This is a genomic window from Buttiauxella gaviniae ATCC 51604 (assembly GCF_001654835.1).
Classification (GTDB): domain Bacteria; phylum Pseudomonadota; class Gammaproteobacteria; order Enterobacterales; family Enterobacteriaceae; genus Buttiauxella; species Buttiauxella gaviniae.
This window is the reverse complement of record NZ_LXEP01000021.1, coordinates 68,720-85,358: the sequence shown is the minus strand read 5'-3', so window position 1 is coordinate 85,358 and position 16,639 is coordinate 68,720. Positions and strand designations below refer to the sequence as shown.

Annotated in this window: 17 protein-coding genes; 11 read left to right on the top strand and 6 right to left on the bottom strand. The window is 50.5% G+C overall.

From position 1 onward, the window contains the following. Positions 1-68: 68 nt before the first annotated feature. The 5 genes from ftsN to rraA all read left to right on the top strand — a co-directional run bounded on the left by ftsN (position 69) and on the right by rraA (position 4,720). The gene (gene ftsN / locus M977_RS11510) at positions 69-1,046 is read left to right on the top strand and encodes a cell division protein FtsN (RefSeq protein WP_064515083.1); all 978 of its coding nucleotides are present in this window, start codon (positions 69-71) and stop codon (positions 1,044-1,046) included. A 215-nt stretch (positions 1,047-1,261) separates the two neighbouring features. Beyond that, positions 1,262-1,792 carry an ATP-dependent protease subunit HslV gene (gene hslV / locus M977_RS11505; protein WP_064515081.1) on the top strand — a complete coding sequence of 177 codons (531 nt, stop codon included), beginning with the start codon at positions 1,262-1,264 and terminating at the stop codon, positions 1,790-1,792. Positions 1,793-1,801: 9 nt separating this feature from the next. Continuing rightward, entirely contained in the window at positions 1,802-3,136 is a 1,335-nt protein-coding gene (gene hslU / locus M977_RS11500) for an ATP-dependent protease ATPase subunit HslU (protein WP_064515079.1), read from the top strand. Positions 3,137-3,212: 76 nt separating this feature from the next. Further along, complete coding sequence (gene menA, locus M977_RS11495) at positions 3,213-4,142, top strand: 1,4-dihydroxy-2-naphthoate polyprenyltransferase (RefSeq protein WP_064515077.1); 930 nt, start codon at positions 3,213-3,215, stop codon at positions 4,140-4,142. A gap of 92 nt (positions 4,143-4,234) precedes the next feature. Further along, positions 4,235-4,720 carry a ribonuclease E activity regulator RraA gene (rraA, locus tag M977_RS11490; protein WP_034500052.1) on the top strand — a complete coding sequence of 162 codons (486 nt, stop codon included), beginning with the start codon at positions 4,235-4,237 and terminating at the stop codon, positions 4,718-4,720. A 251-nt stretch (positions 4,721-4,971) separates the two neighbouring features. Here rraA and zapB read toward each other — a convergent pair whose 3' ends face one another. After that, positions 4,972-5,211: a septal ring assembly protein ZapB gene (gene zapB, locus M977_RS11485; RefSeq protein WP_034461423.1), complete on the bottom strand. Its 240-nt coding sequence runs from the start codon at positions 5,209-5,211 to the stop codon at positions 4,972-4,974. A gap of 569 nt (positions 5,212-5,780) precedes the next feature. Here zapB and M977_RS11475 point away from each other — a divergent pair. The 4 genes from M977_RS11475 (at position 5,781) to fpr (ending at position 10,176) form a co-directional block, all read left to right on the top strand. Continuing rightward, positions 5,781-6,632: an MIP/aquaporin family protein gene (locus M977_RS11475; RefSeq protein WP_064515073.1), complete on the top strand. Its 852-nt coding sequence runs from the start codon at positions 5,781-5,783 to the stop codon at positions 6,630-6,632. Positions 6,633-6,653: 21 nt separating this feature from the next. Beyond that, positions 6,654-8,168 carry a glycerol kinase GlpK gene (gene glpK / locus M977_RS11470; protein WP_064515068.1) on the top strand — a complete coding sequence of 505 codons (1,515 nt, stop codon included), beginning with the start codon at positions 6,654-6,656 and terminating at the stop codon, positions 8,166-8,168. Between the two features lie 149 nt (positions 8,169-8,317). Then, positions 8,318-9,328, top strand: a complete 1,011-nt coding sequence (glpX, locus tag M977_RS11465; RefSeq protein ID WP_064515066.1) for a class II fructose-bisphosphatase — start codon at positions 8,318-8,320, stop codon at positions 9,326-9,328. A gap of 101 nt (positions 9,329-9,429) precedes the next feature. Next, entirely contained in the window at positions 9,430-10,176 is a 747-nt protein-coding gene (gene fpr / locus M977_RS11460; protein WP_064515064.1) for a ferredoxin--NADP(+) reductase, read from the top strand. Positions 10,177-10,178: 2 nt separating this feature from the next. On the opposite strand, the gene M977_RS11455 is transcribed toward fpr, so the two are convergent. Then, the gene (locus tag M977_RS11455) at positions 10,179-10,598 is read right to left on the bottom strand and encodes a DUF805 domain-containing protein (RefSeq protein ID WP_034500043.1); all 420 of its coding nucleotides are present in this window, start codon (positions 10,596-10,598) and stop codon (positions 10,179-10,181) included. A 147-nt stretch (positions 10,599-10,745) separates the two neighbouring features. On the opposite strand from M977_RS11455, the gene M977_RS11450 reads away from it, so the two are divergent. Together M977_RS11450 and tpiA are read left to right on the top strand one after the other, a co-directional pair. Further along, entirely contained in the window at positions 10,746-11,309 is a 564-nt protein-coding gene (locus tag M977_RS11450; protein ID WP_413499631.1) for a DUF1454 family protein, read from the top strand. Positions 11,310-11,547: 238 nt separating this feature from the next. Further along, positions 11,548-12,315, top strand: coding sequence for a triose-phosphate isomerase (gene tpiA, locus M977_RS11445; protein ID WP_064515060.1), 768 nt, complete (start codon positions 11,548-11,550; stop codon positions 12,313-12,315). A 47-nt stretch (positions 12,316-12,362) separates the two neighbouring features. Here tpiA and M977_RS11440 read toward each other — a convergent pair whose 3' ends face one another. From M977_RS11440 to fieF, 4 genes are all read right to left on the bottom strand, one after another. Beyond that, positions 12,363-13,121 carry a CDP-diacylglycerol diphosphatase gene (locus M977_RS11440; protein WP_064515058.1) on the bottom strand — a complete coding sequence of 253 codons (759 nt, stop codon included), beginning with the start codon at positions 13,119-13,121 and terminating at the stop codon, positions 12,363-12,365. 94 nt (positions 13,122-13,215) lie between these two features. Next, positions 13,216-14,205, bottom strand: a complete 990-nt coding sequence (locus tag M977_RS11435) for a sulfate ABC transporter substrate-binding protein (protein WP_064515056.1) — start codon at positions 14,203-14,205, stop codon at positions 13,216-13,218. Between the two features lie 277 nt (positions 14,206-14,482). Next, positions 14,483-15,445, bottom strand: a complete 963-nt coding sequence (pfkA, locus tag M977_RS11430; RefSeq protein ID WP_064515054.1) for a 6-phosphofructokinase — start codon at positions 15,443-15,445, stop codon at positions 14,483-14,485. Between the two features lie 183 nt (positions 15,446-15,628). Beyond that, a complete protein-coding gene (gene fieF, locus M977_RS11425; protein ID WP_064515052.1) occupies positions 15,629-16,531 on the bottom strand; it encodes a CDF family cation-efflux transporter FieF in 903 nt (300 codons plus the stop codon). Positions 16,532-16,639 lie beyond the last annotated feature (108 nt).

The following is a 16,639-nucleotide window of genomic DNA, read 5'->3' as shown; positions in this document are numbered from 1 at the left end:
CTGGTCAAAGGGATATCCATTAAGTAACATGGCGGGCTGATAAACGAATAAAATATAGCGAATCAATAGTGGCACAACGAGATTATGTACGCCGCGGGCAATCGGCAGGTACGCGGCGTAAGAAAAGTAACACCCGCAGTAAGCAACGCAGCCTACCATCTGTCTCGCCGACAATGGTCGCAATTGCGGCCGCCGTTCTGGTGACCTTTATTGGTGCTCTCTACTTCATTACTCATCATAAAAAAGATGAAAGCGAAACCCTGCCTGGCCATAAAGTCACAGGAAATGGTCTGCCACCTAAACCGGAAGAGCGCTGGCGTTATATCAAAGAACTGGAAAATCGCCAGACGGGTGTGCGTGCCCCAACCGAACCATCTGCCGGTGGTGAAGTGCAGAATAAAGATCAGCTCACCAGCGAACAGCGCCAGTTACTGGAGCAGATGCAGGCGGACATGCGCCAGCAACCAACCCAACTCAATGAAGTTCCGTGGAACGAGCAGACGCCGGAACAGCGTCAGAGCACCTTGCAGCGCCAAAAAATTATTCAGCAGCAGCAAGCCCAACAGCAACAATTCAATACTCAATCTGTTACGGCACAACCGCGGCCTGTTCAGCAATCACAGCCTGTAGCACAGCAGCCACGCCCGGTGCAGCAGCAACAACGCACCACGGCATCTCAGCAGCCGTATCAAGATTTGCTGCAAACACCGCCGCATACTCAACAGCGTGCAGCGGCGCAAACCGCTCAACCAGCAGCGCCGATTACCCGTGAAGAAGTGGTCAAACAGGCTCCGGCACCTCAGGACAAGCCGAAAGATGAGAAACGCTGGATGGTACAGTGTGGCTCCTTCAAGGGTGCCGAACAGGCAGAAACTGTCCGTGCGCAGCTTGCTTTCGAAGGTTTTGATTCGCGCATTACCACCAACAATGGCTGGAACCGCGTCGTCATTGGCCCAATCAAGGGCAAAGAGAAAGCTGACGGTACAATTAGCCAGTTGAAGATGGCAGGCCACTCTAACTGTATTCGTCTTGGCGCTGGGGGTTGAAACCCCCAAAATCCCCCCCATCTATAATTGCATTCAACCCCAAACACATTTTGGGGATCATATTTCTACCCTAAATAATTCGGGTTGAAGGAAGGCGGCAAAAGAAGGAGTCCCGATGAGCTTACTCAAGTAAGTGATTCGGGTGACTGAAAGCAGCCAACGCACCTGCAACTTGAATTATGACGGGTATAGCTGATGCAATAAGGGGTCTGCTCGTGACAACAATAGTAAGTGTGCGCCGTAACGGCCATGTCGTAATCGGTGGTGATGGTCAGGCCACGCTCGGCAATACTGTAATGAAAGGCAACGTTAAAAAAGTACGTCGCTTATATAACGACAAAGTGATTGCCGGTTTTGCTGGCGGCACTGCGGATGCCTTTACCCTATTCGAACTGTTTGAGCGCAAGCTAGAAATGCACCAGGGCCACCTGGTGAAAGCTGCGGTTGAACTGGCAAAAGACTGGCGTACCGATCGCATGCTGCGCAAGCTCGAAGCGTTGCTTGCCGTCGCCGATGAAAATTCATCTCTTATCATCACCGGTAATGGTGATGTGATTCAGCCAGAAGATGATCTGATTGCAATTGGTTCAGGTGGCCCGTATGCGCAGGCAGCGGCACGTGCACTTCTTGATAACACCGAACTGGGTGCTCGTGACATCGTAGAGAAATCGCTGGGGATTGCCGGTGATATCTGTATCTACACCAACCATTTCCATACTATTGAAGAATTAGCGTCTAAGGCGTAAGGAATCCCCATGTCTGAAATGACTCCACGCGAAATTGTCAGCGAACTGAATAAACACATCATTGGCCAGGACAATGCCAAGCGTTCCGTGGCGATTGCGCTGCGCAACCGCTGGCGCCGTATGCAGCTGAATGAAGAGCTGCGCCATGAAGTTACGCCAAAAAACATTCTGATGATCGGCCCAACCGGTGTCGGTAAAACCGAAATCGCCCGTCGTCTGGCAAAACTTGCCAACGCACCGTTCATCAAAGTCGAAGCCACCAAATTCACCGAAGTGGGTTATGTTGGTAAAGAAGTTGATTCTATCATCCGCGATCTGACCGATTCTGCGATGAAAATGGTTCGCCTGCAATCCATCGAGAAAAACCGCTACCGCGCCGAAGAAATGGCCGAAGAGCGCATTCTTGATGTGCTGATCCCACCAGCTAAGAACAACTGGGGCCAAAACGAAACGGCACCTGAGCCATCTACCGCGCGTCAGTCTTTCCGTAAGAAATTGCGTGAAGGCCAGTTAGACGATAAAGAAATTGAAATCGATCTCGCTGCAGCACCGATGGGCGTTGAAATCATGGCTCCTCCTGGCATGGAAGAAATGACTAGCCAGTTGCAGTCTATGTTCCAGAACCTGGGCGGCCAGAAGCAAAAACCACGCAAGCTGAAAATCAAAGAGGCGATGAAACTTCTGATTGAAGAAGAAGCCGCGAAGCTTGTGAACCCGGAAGAACTGAAGCAAGACGCCATTGATGCCGTCGAGCAACACGGTATCGTGTTCATCGATGAGATCGACAAGATCTGTAAGCGTGGTGGCAACAGCTCCGGCCCGGACGTTTCCCGCGAAGGCGTTCAGCGTGACTTACTGCCACTGGTTGAAGGCTGCACCGTTTCGACTAAACACGGTATGGTCAAAACTGACCACATCCTGTTTATCGCATCTGGCGCATTCCAGGTGGCAAGTCCGTCAGACCTGATCCCTGAATTGCAGGGTCGTCTGCCAATTCGCGTGGAACTTCAGGCACTGACTGTTGAAGATTTCGAGCGCATTCTGACTGAGCCGAACGCGTCTATCACCGTGCAATACAAAGCATTGTTGGGCACCGAAGGTGTGAATATCGACTTCACCGAAGACGGTATTCGCCGCATTGCTCAGGCTGCATGGCAAGTGAACGAGTCCACCGAAAACATTGGTGCGCGTCGTCTGCACACTGTTCTGGAACGCCTGGTTGAAGACATCTCCTACGATGCCAGCGAAATGAACGGCCAATCCATTCTGATTGATGGCGAATATGTGAGTAAGCATCTGGATGAGTTGGTAGCAGATGAAGACTTGAGCCGTTTTATCCTATAATCGCGCTCAACGTATTTTCTTCATTTGAAATGGAGGGCTTATGCCCTCCATTTTTTTATATCTAACAGAGAGAACTATGAGCGAATCGCACTCTGTAAGCACGACTCAAGCCTGGCTTGAAAGCTTGCGCCCACGCACATTACCACTGGCATTTGCCTCTATCATCTGTGGGTCTGCGTTGGCTTTCTGGCAAGGCGTGTTCAACCCCGCAATTGCATTGCTGGCACTGCTGACTGCTGGGTTACTGCAAATCCTCTCAAACCTGGCGAATGACTACGGTGATGCGGTAAAAGGGAGCGACAAAGAAGACAGAATCGGGCCATTGCGCGGAATGCAAAAAGGCGTGATTACCCAGGCGCAGATGAAAAAGGCGCTGATTATCACAGTGGTATTAATCTGCGTTTCTGGCCTGGCGCTGGTCGCGGTTGCTTGTCGTACGCTGGCAGATTTTCTCGGTTTCCTGGTCCTCGGTTTGTTGGCTATCATCGCGGCGATTACCTACACCGTCGGAACTCGTCCGTATGGTTACATGGGCCTAGGGGACATTTCAGTACTGGTCTTCTTTGGCTGGCTAAGCGTGGCGGGGACCTGGTATCTTCAGGCTCATGCTCTCGCCCCGTTAGTGTTTTTACCCGCGACAGCTTGCGGATTACTGGCAACAGCTGTGCTGAACATCAATAACTTGCGTGATATCGATAGCGACCGTGAGAACGGTAAAAACACACTGGCTGTTCGCCTGGGCCCAGTACTTGCCCGTCGCTATCATGCCTGCCTGCTAATGGGTGCTCTGGCGTGTCTTGCGGTGTTTAACCTGGTGTGGCTGCAAAGCCTCTGGGGATGGCTGTTCGTACTGGCAGCACCGTTGCTGATTAAGCAGATGCGTTTTGTGTTACGCGAGAAGGAACCTGTTGCGATGCGCCCAATGCTTGAACGGACAGTAAAAGCCGCATTGCTTGCTAACGTATTGTTTGCGGTAGGAGTTGTGCTCAGCACGGTGTCGCTTTAGCTGACAAATATCAATTAACAATTGATGATTTTGCCAACAGTTGAGATTAAGCGATATACTGACAACTCATGCAGCAACAGAACCTTAATCCTATGAAATATGATACTTCCGAGCTTTGCGACATCTACCAGGAAGATGTCAACGTCGTTGAACCGCTGTTTTCCAACTTCGGTGGGCGGTCGTCCTTTGGCGGGCAAATCATCACGGTGAAATGTTTCGAGGACAACGGATTGTTGTATGATCTGCTCGAACAAAATGGCCGTGGCCGAGTGCTGGTCATCGATGGTGGCGGCTCTGTTCGCCGTGCTTTGATTGACGCAGAACTTGCCCGTCTGGCGACTCAAAATGAGTGGGAAGGCATCGTGGTATACGGTGCAGTACGCCAGGTAGATGACCTTGAAGAACTGGATATTGGTATTCAGGCAATTGCCGCCATTCCGGTAGGTTCAGCAGGCGTTGGCGTTGGCGAAAGTGACGTGCGCGTTAACTTTGGCGGCGTGACATTCTTCTCCGGCGACCATCTGTATGCGGATAACACCGGCATTATCCTTTCCGAAGATCCCCTCGATATTGAATAACCCAATCGAATAACAAAACGGGCGCCCTAAGGCGCCCGTTCTTTTTCTGGTCGAATAAATCGATACCCTAAAAAATTCAAGTTGCAGGACAAAAGGCTTCAGCCTTTTGAACAGCGCTTGCGCTGGCCCCACCGGGGCGAGGCTCAGCCGAGTAACGCGGCAATTGAGTGAATCCCCAGGAGCTTACTAAAGTAAGTGACTGGGGTGAACGAAAACAGCCAACGCCCCTGCAGCTTGAAGTATGACGGGTATTAGACTTCTTCCATCTTACCCAGCAGCGCATGCAGACGATCCTGCCAAACGTGCTGCTGTTCTTTCAGAGAATTGTTTTCGCGCACTAATTCTTCATGGTTGCTCTGAGACTGCTGAACTTGCTGAGACAAATTGTTGTTGGTCTCTTTCAGCTCTTCAATTTCCATTTGCAGCAGGGTAATGGTATCAATCGCCTGCTGTACTTTTGCTTCCAGTTTCTCAAACACTTCAAATGACATTTCTGAACCTCTTCTGAATTGCAAGGCGTTGATGGATGTCTATACCCGTTAGCATTCGAGTTGCAGGTAGGCGGCCAGGGAGCTTATCCCGATGAGCTTACTTCAGTAAGTGATTCGGGTAAGTGAGCGCAGCCAGCGCCCCTGCAGCTTGAAGGATGATGGGTATAAATCCCCGTTCCGGATATTCCCCGAAGACACCTTATGAATATATGCGCTCCACGCAGCGTGTCTCGATTGTAAGTAGCGTAAGTAGCCGTGTCCAGCGAGTTCAAGCGCTCTTTGCATAACATAACGTTTTTCAGCATATGCCGAATGACCATGAGCGCTAAAATCACTATTTGTTAACGCATTGATTACTTCCATGAGCGTTTGCGTTGTCTTTTCTGGGTGATAATGCGCACACTTCAGCGCGAAATCGCTCATTTTTATGACGAACAACACAAATTTAAAGTTCGATATTTCTCGTTTATGTTCGTTAACGATAAATTAACACTATGCCTACATGGCACCTGCGCGGCAGGGAAGCCCGAACAAACAATAATCATTAATTTTGCCTTCAGGACCCTACTATGAGTCAGACAGCTCCATCAACCTTGAAAGGTCAGTGCATCGCCGAGTTCATGGGTACCGCGTTGTTGATTTTCTTTGGTGTCGGATGTGTCGCCGCCTTAAAAGTCGCGGGCGCAAGCTTCGGGCAGTGGGAAATCAGTATCATCTGGGGTTTGGGAGTAGCTATGGCTATCTACCTGACTGCAGGAGTTTCCGGTGCACATCTTAACCCGGCGGTGACTATCGCACTTTGCCTGTTCGCATGCTTCGATAAACGCAAAGTGGTGCCGTTTATTCTTTCGCAAGTTGCAGGTGCGTTCTGTGCCGCAGCTTTGGTCTATGGCCTGTATTACAATTTATTCCTCGATTATGAGCAGACGCACCACATGGTACGCGGCAGTGTGGAAAGCCTGGATTTGGCAGGTATCTTCTCAACCTACCCTAACCCACACATCAATCTTGTGCAGGCGTTTGCCGTAGAGATGGTGATCACAGCCATTCTGATGGGCGTTATTCTGGCGCTGACTGACGATGGCAACGGCATCCCGCGTGGCCCGTTAGCACCATTGCTGATTGGCTTACTGATTGCGGTAATCGGTGCCTCAATGGGTCCGTTGACCGGATTTGCGATGAATCCAGCACGTGACTTTGGCCCGAAACTTTTCGCCTGGTTAGCTGGCTGGGGCGATGTCGCCTTCACCGGTGGCCGCGATATTCCTTACTTCCTGGTGCCTGTATTTGGCCCGATTGTAGGCGCGGCTCTAGGTGCGTTTGGTTACCGTAAACTGATTGGCCACCATTTACCTTGTGATGTTTGTGTTGAAGATGAAGAAAAATCCAGCACATCCACACAACAAAATGCTTCTTTGTAAGACTGACTTCAGGACAAAATTATGACCCACGAAAAAAAATATATTGTCGCACTCGATCAGGGTACAACCAGCTCCCGCGCCGTCGTCCTGGATCATGATGCCAACGTTGTTAGCGTGTCACAGCGCGAGTTTCAGCAAATCTATCCAAAAGCTGGATGGGTAGAGCACGACCCAATGGAGATCTGGGCAACACAAAGCTCCACGCTTGTAGAAGTACTGGCTAAAGCGGACATCAACTCCGACCAAATCGCCGCAATAGGTATCACTAACCAGCGTGAAACCGCGATTGTCTGGGAAAAAGAGACCGGCAAACCAATTTATAACGCCATCGTCTGGCAGTGCCGTCGTACCGCAGAGATCTGCGAGCAGCTCAAACGCGACGGCCTGGAAGAGTACATCAAATCAGCAACCGGGCTGGTTGTTGACCCGTATTTCTCCGGCACCAAAGTGAAGTGGATTCTTGATCACGTTGAAGGTTCCCGCGAACGCGCGCGCCGTGGCGAATTGCTGTTTGGTACGGTCGATACCTGGCTTATCTGGAAAATGACTCAAGGGCGCGTGCACGTTACTGACTACACCAACGCCTCCCGTACCATGTTGTTTAACATCCACGATCTCACCTGGGATGACCGCATGCTCGAAGCGCTGGATATCCCACGCGAGATGCTGCCAGAAGTGCGTAAATCCTCCGAAGTTTACGGCCAGACCAACATCGGTGGTAAAGGCGGTACGCGTATTCCTATCGCCGGGATCGCCGGTGACCAGCAGGCGGCACTCTTCGGCCAGCTGTGCGTGAAGGAAGGGATGGCGAAAAACACCTACGGCACCGGCTGCTTTATGCTGATGAACACCGGAACTCAGGCGGTTAAATCGACTCACGGTTTGTTGACGACGATTGCTTGCGGTCCACGCGGTGAAGTGAACTATGCGCTGGAAGGCGCAGTATTCATGGGCGGCGCGTCTATCCAGTGGCTACGCGATGAGATGAAACTGATTAGCGACGCGACTGATTCCGAGTACTTTGCAACGAAAGTCAAAGACACCAACGGCGTATATGTCGTCCCTGCGTTTACCGGTCTGGGAGCTCCTTACTGGGACCCGTATGCCCGTGGCGCTATCTTCGGTCTGACTCGTGGCGTCAATGCAAACCATATTATCCGCGCAACACTTGAGTCCATCGCTTATCAGACGCGTGACGTACTGGAAGCGATGCAGGCTGATGCTGATATTCGCCTGCACGCTCTGCGTGTGGACGGTGGTGCGGTGGCGAACAACTTCCTGATGCAATTCCAGGCCGACATTTTAGGTACACGCGTTGAGCGCCCTGAAGTGCGTGAAGTCACGGCGTTAGGTGCTGCTTATCTTGCAGGCCTGGCCGTTGGTTTCTGGCAGAACCTGGATGAAGTCAGCGAGAAAGCGGTTATCGAAAAAGAGTTCCGCCCGGGTATCGAAACCACCGAACGTAACGTCCGTTATGCTGGCTGGAAAAAAGCAGTTAAGCGTGCGCTGGCGTGGGAAGACCACGACGAAAGTTAAGTTCTGACACCACCAACCTACTCTCTCCCTATTCCGGGAGAGAGTAGGGGTGAGTGAGTTCTGAATTCACGGCAACACTCCGCCTTCCCCGACGATTCCTCACCTGTGCTAAAATGCGTCGCAATTAAGCTTCTTAAAATGAGTGTGCGATGAGACGAGAACTGGCGATTGAATTTTCCCGCGTAACTGAAGCCGCAGCACTGGCTGGTTATAAATGGTTGGGCCGTGGCGATAAAAATACAGCGGATGGCGCAGCCGTTCACGCCATGCGTATCATGCTTAATCAGGTCAATATTGATGGCCAGATTGTGATTGGTGAAGGAGAAATCGACGAAGCGCCGATGCTCTACATTGGCGAAAAAGTCGGGACCGGCCAGGGTGATGCAGTAGATATCGCGGTTGACCCGATTGAAGGCACCCGCATGACCGCCATGGGTCAGGCCAACGCGCTGGCGGTGCTGGCTGTGGGTGACAAAGGTAGTTTCCTCAACGCCCCAGACATGTACATGGAAAAACTGATTGTTGGCCCTGGCGCTAAAGGCATTATCGACCTCAATCTGCCGCTGGCTGAAAACCTCTATAACATCGCCGTTGCGCTCAACAAGCCACTGAGTGAACTCACCGTAACTATTCTCGCCAAACCGCGCCACGACGCTACCATTGCCGAATTGCAAAAGCTTGGCGTACGCGTTTTCGCCATTCCTGATGGTGATGTTGCGGCATCTATTTTGACCTGTATGCCTGATAGCGAAGTCGATGTGATGTACGGGATAGGCGGTGCACCTGAGGGCGTGATTTCCGCAGCAGTTATTCGCGCGTTGGATGGCGACATGCAAGGCCGCTTGTTAGCTCGTCACCACGTCAAAGGCGATAGCGAAGAAAACCGTGTGATGGGTGAGAAAGAACTTGAGCGCTGCAAAGCGATGGGCATTGAAGCGGGTGTAGTATTGAAACTCGACGATATGGCGCGTAACGACAACGTGATTTTCTCCGCGACCGGTATCACCAAAGGTGATTTGCTGGATGGCATTACCCGTAAAGGGAATATGGCGACCACTGAAACATTGCTGATCCGTGGTAAATCGCGCACCATTCGCCGTATCAAATCTATTCACTATCTCGACCGCAAAGATCCAGACGTACAAACGCATATTCTGTAAGACTGCCGTTTGTCTGAATGAGCTTTCCAGCTTTAACCGGCTGGAAATCTCACAGTTTTCTGGTGAAGATAGGACAATAGACACAGAGGGGAATGAACATCATGGCGGAATGGGTCAAAGGTAAAGTCATCCAGATTGAAAACTGGACGGACGCTCTATTTAGTCTCACTGTGCATGCACCTGTCGCCCCTTTCACTGCCGGGCAATTCACCAAGCTTGGGATGGAAATTGACGGTGAACGCGTGCAGCGCGCCTATTCCTACGTCAATGCGCCGAACGATCCTAATCTTGAGTTTTATCTAGTCACCGTGCCTGAGGGCAAACTCAGCCCACGCCTGCATGCTCTGCAACCCGGCGATGAAATTATGCTGGTGAGCGAAGCCGCGGGGTTCTTTGTACTGGATGAAGTCCCGGATTGCCAGACGTTATGGATGCTAGCGACAGGCACAGCATTAGGGCCCTATCTTTCGATTTTGCAGGAAGGCAAAGACCTGGATCGTTTCGAGAATATCGTTTTGCTTCATGCCGTGCGTTATGCGCAGGATTTGAGTTATTTGCCATTGATGCAAAAACTCCAGCAGCAATACGAAGGGAAATTACGGATTCAGACAGTGGTCAGCCGGGAATCAATTCCGGGTTCATTGACCGGACGCGTGCCCGCACTTATCGAGAGCGGTGAACTGGAAGCGGCTGTAGGTCTGCTGATGAATACCGAAACTAGCCATGTGATGTTGTGCGGCAACCCGCAGATGGTACGTGACACGCAGCAGTTACTGAAAGATACCCGGCAGATGACCAAACATTTGCGCCGCCGACCGGGCCATATGACAGCTGAACACTACTGGTAGTGTTAGCGGTACTTCACTTCGCTTGTATCTTTACCAAAGCGATTCTCGCCCTGGGTGCCAACAAATGCACCCAGGTCCATAATGACCATCACCAGAATCAAGGTTGGGATAAAACGCCCAAGTCCCCACTGCGCTAATGTGCCGAATGTTTCCCAATTACCGGCAAGCAACAGCCAGGCCGGAATAAACAGTAGCGCCCACCAGCCTTTCTTATTGCGATCGTGCAGACGCTTCACAATCACAGCGGCAGTCGGAATCAAAGAACCCGATAAGAAGAAACCGGCGGTGGAATAAGGCATAATTTCAGCACCCGCTAGGGTGAAGAGAATGATCAGCGCGATTAACCAAACGCCAATCCAAATCCAGAAGTCACGGCGTCCAATACGTCCGTTAAAAGAGAACAGCCATTGCTGTATGGTCATGGTAAGGTCCATTTTATTGTTTAGCGCCGTAGTGTACCCTGGCTATGCCGGGTTTTGACAAGCCAACGGAATGCCGATTTAATCGGGAAGCAGAATTCACAGGAGAATTTGTCAATGAGACATCTGTTTGCAGCTCTGGCTTTACTGATGCTACCCGCTGCGGTGGTGTGGGCCGACCCGCCTTCAGACTCCACCTCCCCACTGCAAGCCGCTCCATATTTACTGGCCGGTGCACCAACATTTGATATGAACATTACGCAGTTTCGGGAAAAATTCACCGCAGAAAACCCGTCTTTGCCGATAAATGAATTTCGCGCTATCGACTCCAGCGCCGATGAAGTAAATCTGATGCGCGCTGCCAGTAAAATAAACGAAAATCTCTACGCTTCCACAGCGCTTGAACGCGGTACGTTGAAAATAAAGTCGATGCAGATAACGTGGTTGCCGATTCAGGGCCCGGAGCAAAAAGCGGCGCGCTCGAAAGCCTCTGAATACATGTCCGCACTGATTCGCACCTTTACCCCGTCGCTTTCAAAACCGCAAAGCGTGGCAAAACTCACCAAATTACTTAGCGATGGAAAGAACAAACGTTATTACGCACAAACCGATGGCGCTATTCGCTATGTTGTTGCGGATAACGGTGAAAAGGGACTTACCTTCGCAGTTGAACCGATTAAGCTGACGCTATCTGAAACGCTTAACACCAATTAATATACCCGTTAGCATTCAAGTTGCAGATAGGCGGCAAGGGAGCTTACGTCGATAAGCTTACTTTAGTAAGTGATTCGGGTAAGTGAGTGCAGCCAACACCCCTGTGGCTTGAAGGATGATGGGTATATATGACGAAAAGCAAAGCCTTTAGGCGGTTGAGTCTCTATACTGTTTCACAGACCATGCTGCCCTGAGCGGCAGCGATTCTTTTATTAGTTTGACCTTGTGGAGAATTAAGATGCGACATCCTTTGGTGATGGGTAACTGGAAACTGAACGGCAGCAAGCACATGGTACACGAGCTGATTGCTGGCTTACGCAAAGAACTGGCTGGCGTTGCTGGCTGTGGCGTTGCTATCGCTCCTCCAACAATGTACCTGGATCTGGCTAAACACGCCGCTTCTGGCAGCCACATCATTCTTGGTGCTCAGAACGTTGACCTGAACCTGTCTGGCGCATTCACTGGCGAAGTTTCCGCAGAAATGCTGAAAGATGTTGGTGCTAAATACATCATCATCGGTCACTCAGAGCGTCGTACTTACCACGCAGAGTCTGACGAACTGATCGCTAAAAAATTCGCTATCCTGAAAGAAGTTGGCCTGATCCCAGTACTGTGCATCGGTGAAACTGAAGCAGAAAACGAAGCTGGCAAAACTGAAGAAGTTTGCGCACGTCAAATCGACGCAGTTCTGAAAACTCAGGGTGCTGCGGCATTCGAAGGCGTTGTAATCGCTTACGAACCAGTATGGGCAATCGGTACTGGCAAATCAGCAACCCCAGCTCAGGCTCAGGCAGTTCACAAATTCATTCGTGACCACATTGCTAAAGCTGATGCGAAAGTTGCTGAGCAAGTGATCATCCAGTACGGCGGTTCCGTAAACGACAAAAATGCTGCAGAGCTGTTTGCTCAGCCGGACATCGACGGTGCCTTGGTTGGCGGCGCATCTCTGAAAGCTGACGCATTCGCAGTTATCGTTAAAGCTGCTGCAAAAGCGAAACAAGCGTAAGTATTCTCGCTTGAAAATATTAAGGCTCTGCTCCGGCAGGGCCTTTTTTATTTCAATATTCCGCAATCGTGATCTTGTAGCTGTTCGGCAGAAGCCAGATTCAGACGCAGTAAATTCCGCTCCGTCGCCAACGCTATCCACTCCCCACCTGGCAATTTCGCCATCGCCAGACTGTAACGCCCCATATGTTTGCGAGCTTGTGAAACCTGAGATGCCAACATAATAAACGGACCACGTTGTGAAAATTCAGCCGCGCTGACTTTTCTGGCGATGTATGCGTTTCCAGCCAGCGCCACCGGGAATGCCTGCCATTCGGTGTTCAACGTATTCGCATATTGATCCAATTGCCCACGCACATCCTCCCGTAAGCAAGAAATATGGATGTGTAATTGATTCTGGGTACGCCCGGAGGTGGAGTTAATGGTAAGGGAAATGGCGTTATCAGGAACTTGAGTTCCCCGACGCTGGCTCATCACATTGCGTTCTTGCCAGGCAAGCCAGAAGAAGTTAGCGGTTTTTGGCTGCAATAAATCGGGGCTTTCCATGCCTTTCATTTTTACCGTCGGCATTAGCAGATATTGAAGTGGCCCGTTGATATCTTTCAGCAATACGAAACCCGATTGCAAATCCACTTTGGCGCAAGGCGCCGGGTTATGGTTGTCGCGTTGATTGGGAACACACTGCTGGCTGACGATACGCCACAAAGCATCCGGGTGATGCAGATATTGCCGGAGACTAAACCCACACACCGCGACAACAGCTAACAAAAGGATAAAGAGAATTATCGTACGACGGCGCAGCAGCATACAAAACCTCAGATACAGTGAGAGGGCTGTTCAGCGTAACGCATACTCTGGGATCTCAAAAGCAAAACGGCCCCTTTCGGGGCCGTTGTAAAACTTAACGCTGACTAATCTGGTCGAAGGTCCCGCCGTTGGCGAAGTGCTCTTTCTGGGCTTTCGCCCAACCGCCAAACTCTTCATCAATGGTGAACAATTTAAGTTTAGGGAAGACGTTTTCATACTTCTTCGCCACTTCAGCATTGCGTGGGCGATAGTAGTTTTTCGCTACAATTTCCTGACCTTGCGGGGAATAAAGGTATTTCAGGTACTCTTCAGCCACTTTCTGAGTGCCTTTCTTCTCTGTCACTTTATCTACGACTGAAACAGTAGGCTCAGCAAGAATCGACTCGCTCGGCGTGACGATTTCAAACTTGTCTTTACCCAACTCGTTGGTCGCCAGGAACGCTTCGTTTTCCCATGCAATCAGCACGTCGCCGATACCACGCTCAACAAAAGTACTGGTTGAACCGCGAGCACCTGAATCCAGCACTTCAACGTTCTTATACAGCGCTTTCACGAAATCCTGCGCTTTAGCTTGATCGTTGTTGTTGTGATGCAGGGCGTAACCCCACGCTGCCAGATAGTTCCAGCGCGCACCGCCTGAGCTTTTCGGGTTCGGGGTAATAACTGAAACGCCCGGTTTAATCAGATCGTTCCAGTCATGAATTTGTTTCGGGTTACCTTTGCGTACCAGGAAAACGATGGTTGAAGTGTAAGGCGCGGAGTTGTCTGGCAGACGTTTAATCCAGTTTTTGTCGATACGACCGCGTTCAGCGATGGCATCCACGTCGTAGGCCAGAGCCAAAGTCACCACGTCAGCTTCGATACCGTTGATAACGGATGTCGCTTGTTTGCCTGAGCCGCCGTGAGACTGGCGAACCACCACGTTATCACCGGTTTGTTGTTTCCAGTGAGCACTGAACGCCTTGTTATACTCGTCATAAAGTTCGCGAGTGGGATCGTATGAGACGTTAAGTAACTGAATATCTTTAGCCAGTACGCTGGTTGACGCCAACAGTAATGTAAGTCCAACTCCCCACTTATTCATCGTTCGCTCTCTTTAATCAGATTTGATGAAAGCAGCGTGCCAGAAATTTAACCATTCATTAAAGAATAAAAAAAGATTGGCTATAACAATCGAGCATATACCCAAAATAATTCGAGTTGCATCGCGGTGGCAAGAGAACGAGTCCCGATGAGCTTAGTAAACTAAGTGATTAGGGTGAGTGAACGTAGACAACAAAGATGCGGCTTGAAGTATGACGGGTATATAACAGACAACAAAAAGCCGGGTCTCCCCGGCTTCAACATTCACACTGTGTGAATTAGTAAAGTTTCTTGGCGCAATCCAGCCAGTCACCTTTGAACGGACGCTTCATGCTTTCGATAGCGTCGATGATGTCGTGGTGAACCAGTTTCTCATTCTGAATGCCTACGCAACGACCACCGTGGCCTTGCAACAGCAGTTCGATGGAGTAAGCACCCATGCGGGAAGCCAGAATGCGATCGTAAGCAACCGGCGAACCACCACGCTGAATGTGGCCCAGGACGGTGGCGCGAGTTTCGCGTTTGGTTTCCGTCTCGATATATTGAGCCAGCTCATCGATGTCGCAGATGTGCTCGGTAATAGCGACGATTGCGTGTTTTTTACCTTTAGCGATGCCCGCTTTGATTTCTTCAACCAGGTCTTCGCGATTAAACTCAACTTCTGGCAGCACAACAAACTCACAGCCACCAGCAATTGACGCAGCTAAGGTCAAATCGCCACAGTAACGGCCCATCACTTCCACGATAGAAATACGCTGGTGAGAAGAAGAGGTATCACGCAGGCGGTCGATTGCTTCCACGACTGTTTCCAGTGCGGTGAAGAAACCGATAGTGTAATCGGTGCCTTTGATATCGTTATCAATGGTGCCTGGCAAACCGATGCATGGGAAGCCCATTTCGGTCAGGCGCATTGCACCCATATAGGAGCCATCACCGCCGATAACAACCAGCGCATCGATACCGCGTTTTTTCAAATTCTCGATAGCCACTTCACGGATTTTCTCATCACGAAACTCCGGGAAACGAGCGGAACCCAAGAAGGTACCACCGCGGTTAATCATATCAGACACGCTATAACGGTCCAGATTCACCATGCGGTCTTCATACAGACCCAGATAGCCGTCATAAACACCCACGACTTCCAGACCTTCCGACAATGCTGCACGGACAACACCACGAATCGCGGCGTTCATACCCGGCGCATCACCGCCACTCGTCAACACACCAATTTTTTTGATCATGACTACCTCTGAACTTTTGAATGCAAATTAATCCTGTTGCCGGAAACGGCCTGCGGCATGCCGAGGCGTCGACTCTGCTACAAATAGTATAACAACCGCTTCTTGCTGAATTGATTCAGGTCAGGCCATAAGTCGTACTTTATCCAAAAAACATCGACTACGTCTGACTTTTATAACGAATATTTAAAGCTCAAAATAGCCTTGCTGCTGCGTCGGAACAACCGAGCAGGGGTCCTGGTGAATAATGACATCTGACCCAGGGAAACGACGTAAAATCGCTTGTTCCACTTGTTCGGCAATCACATGCGCCTGAACCAGCGGGAGATTGTCTTCCATTTCGATATGAACTTGAATAAAGCGGGTCGGCCCTGACTGCCGCGTACGTAAATCATGCGCCCCTTTCACACCGGGCCATGCATTGATGATATCAATAATTGCCTGACGTTCGTCATCGGGTAATGCACGGTCTAGCAGAGACTGCACTGCCTCATGCCCCATACGAATCGCGTTATATAAAATATAGACGCCGATCCCTAACGCAAATATTGAATCTGCACGGTGCCAGCCATACCAGGACAGTGCCAGAGCAACCAGAATCGCTCCGTTCATCATAACATCAGACTGATAATGAAGCATATCTGCCCGGACTGCCTGGCTTTGTGTCTTCCGAACTACCCAGCGCTGGAAAGTCACAAGTATCAACGTGCTGAATAATGCAATGACCGTGACTACGACGCCAACTAAAGGTTGTTTCATCTGTGAGGGTTCAGCTAAATGCTGGAATCCAGTCAAGAACAGGAACAGCGCTGAGCCAGAAATAAACATACTTTGCGCGAGTGCTGCCAGCGATTCCGCTTTTCCATGGCCAAAGGTATGTTCTTCATCCGCCGGTTGCAGTGAGTAGCGTACGACAAGAAGGTTAGTCAGCGACGCAGCAATGTCCACCAGCGAATCCACCAATGCCGCCAGAATACTGACCGAACCGGTATACCACCAGGCGAAAATCTTGATCAAAAGTAACAATGATGCCATTACCGTTGCGGCGATGGCTGCACGGCTGACCAGTTTCCCATATTGTTGATTCATAGGGGCTCCAGCAAATGATTGCTGGCTAGTATAGCGGATTCACCTGAACCTTCAGGCAAAAAAAACCCGCCGGTTAAGGCGGGGAAGACAGGGATGGTGTCTATGGCA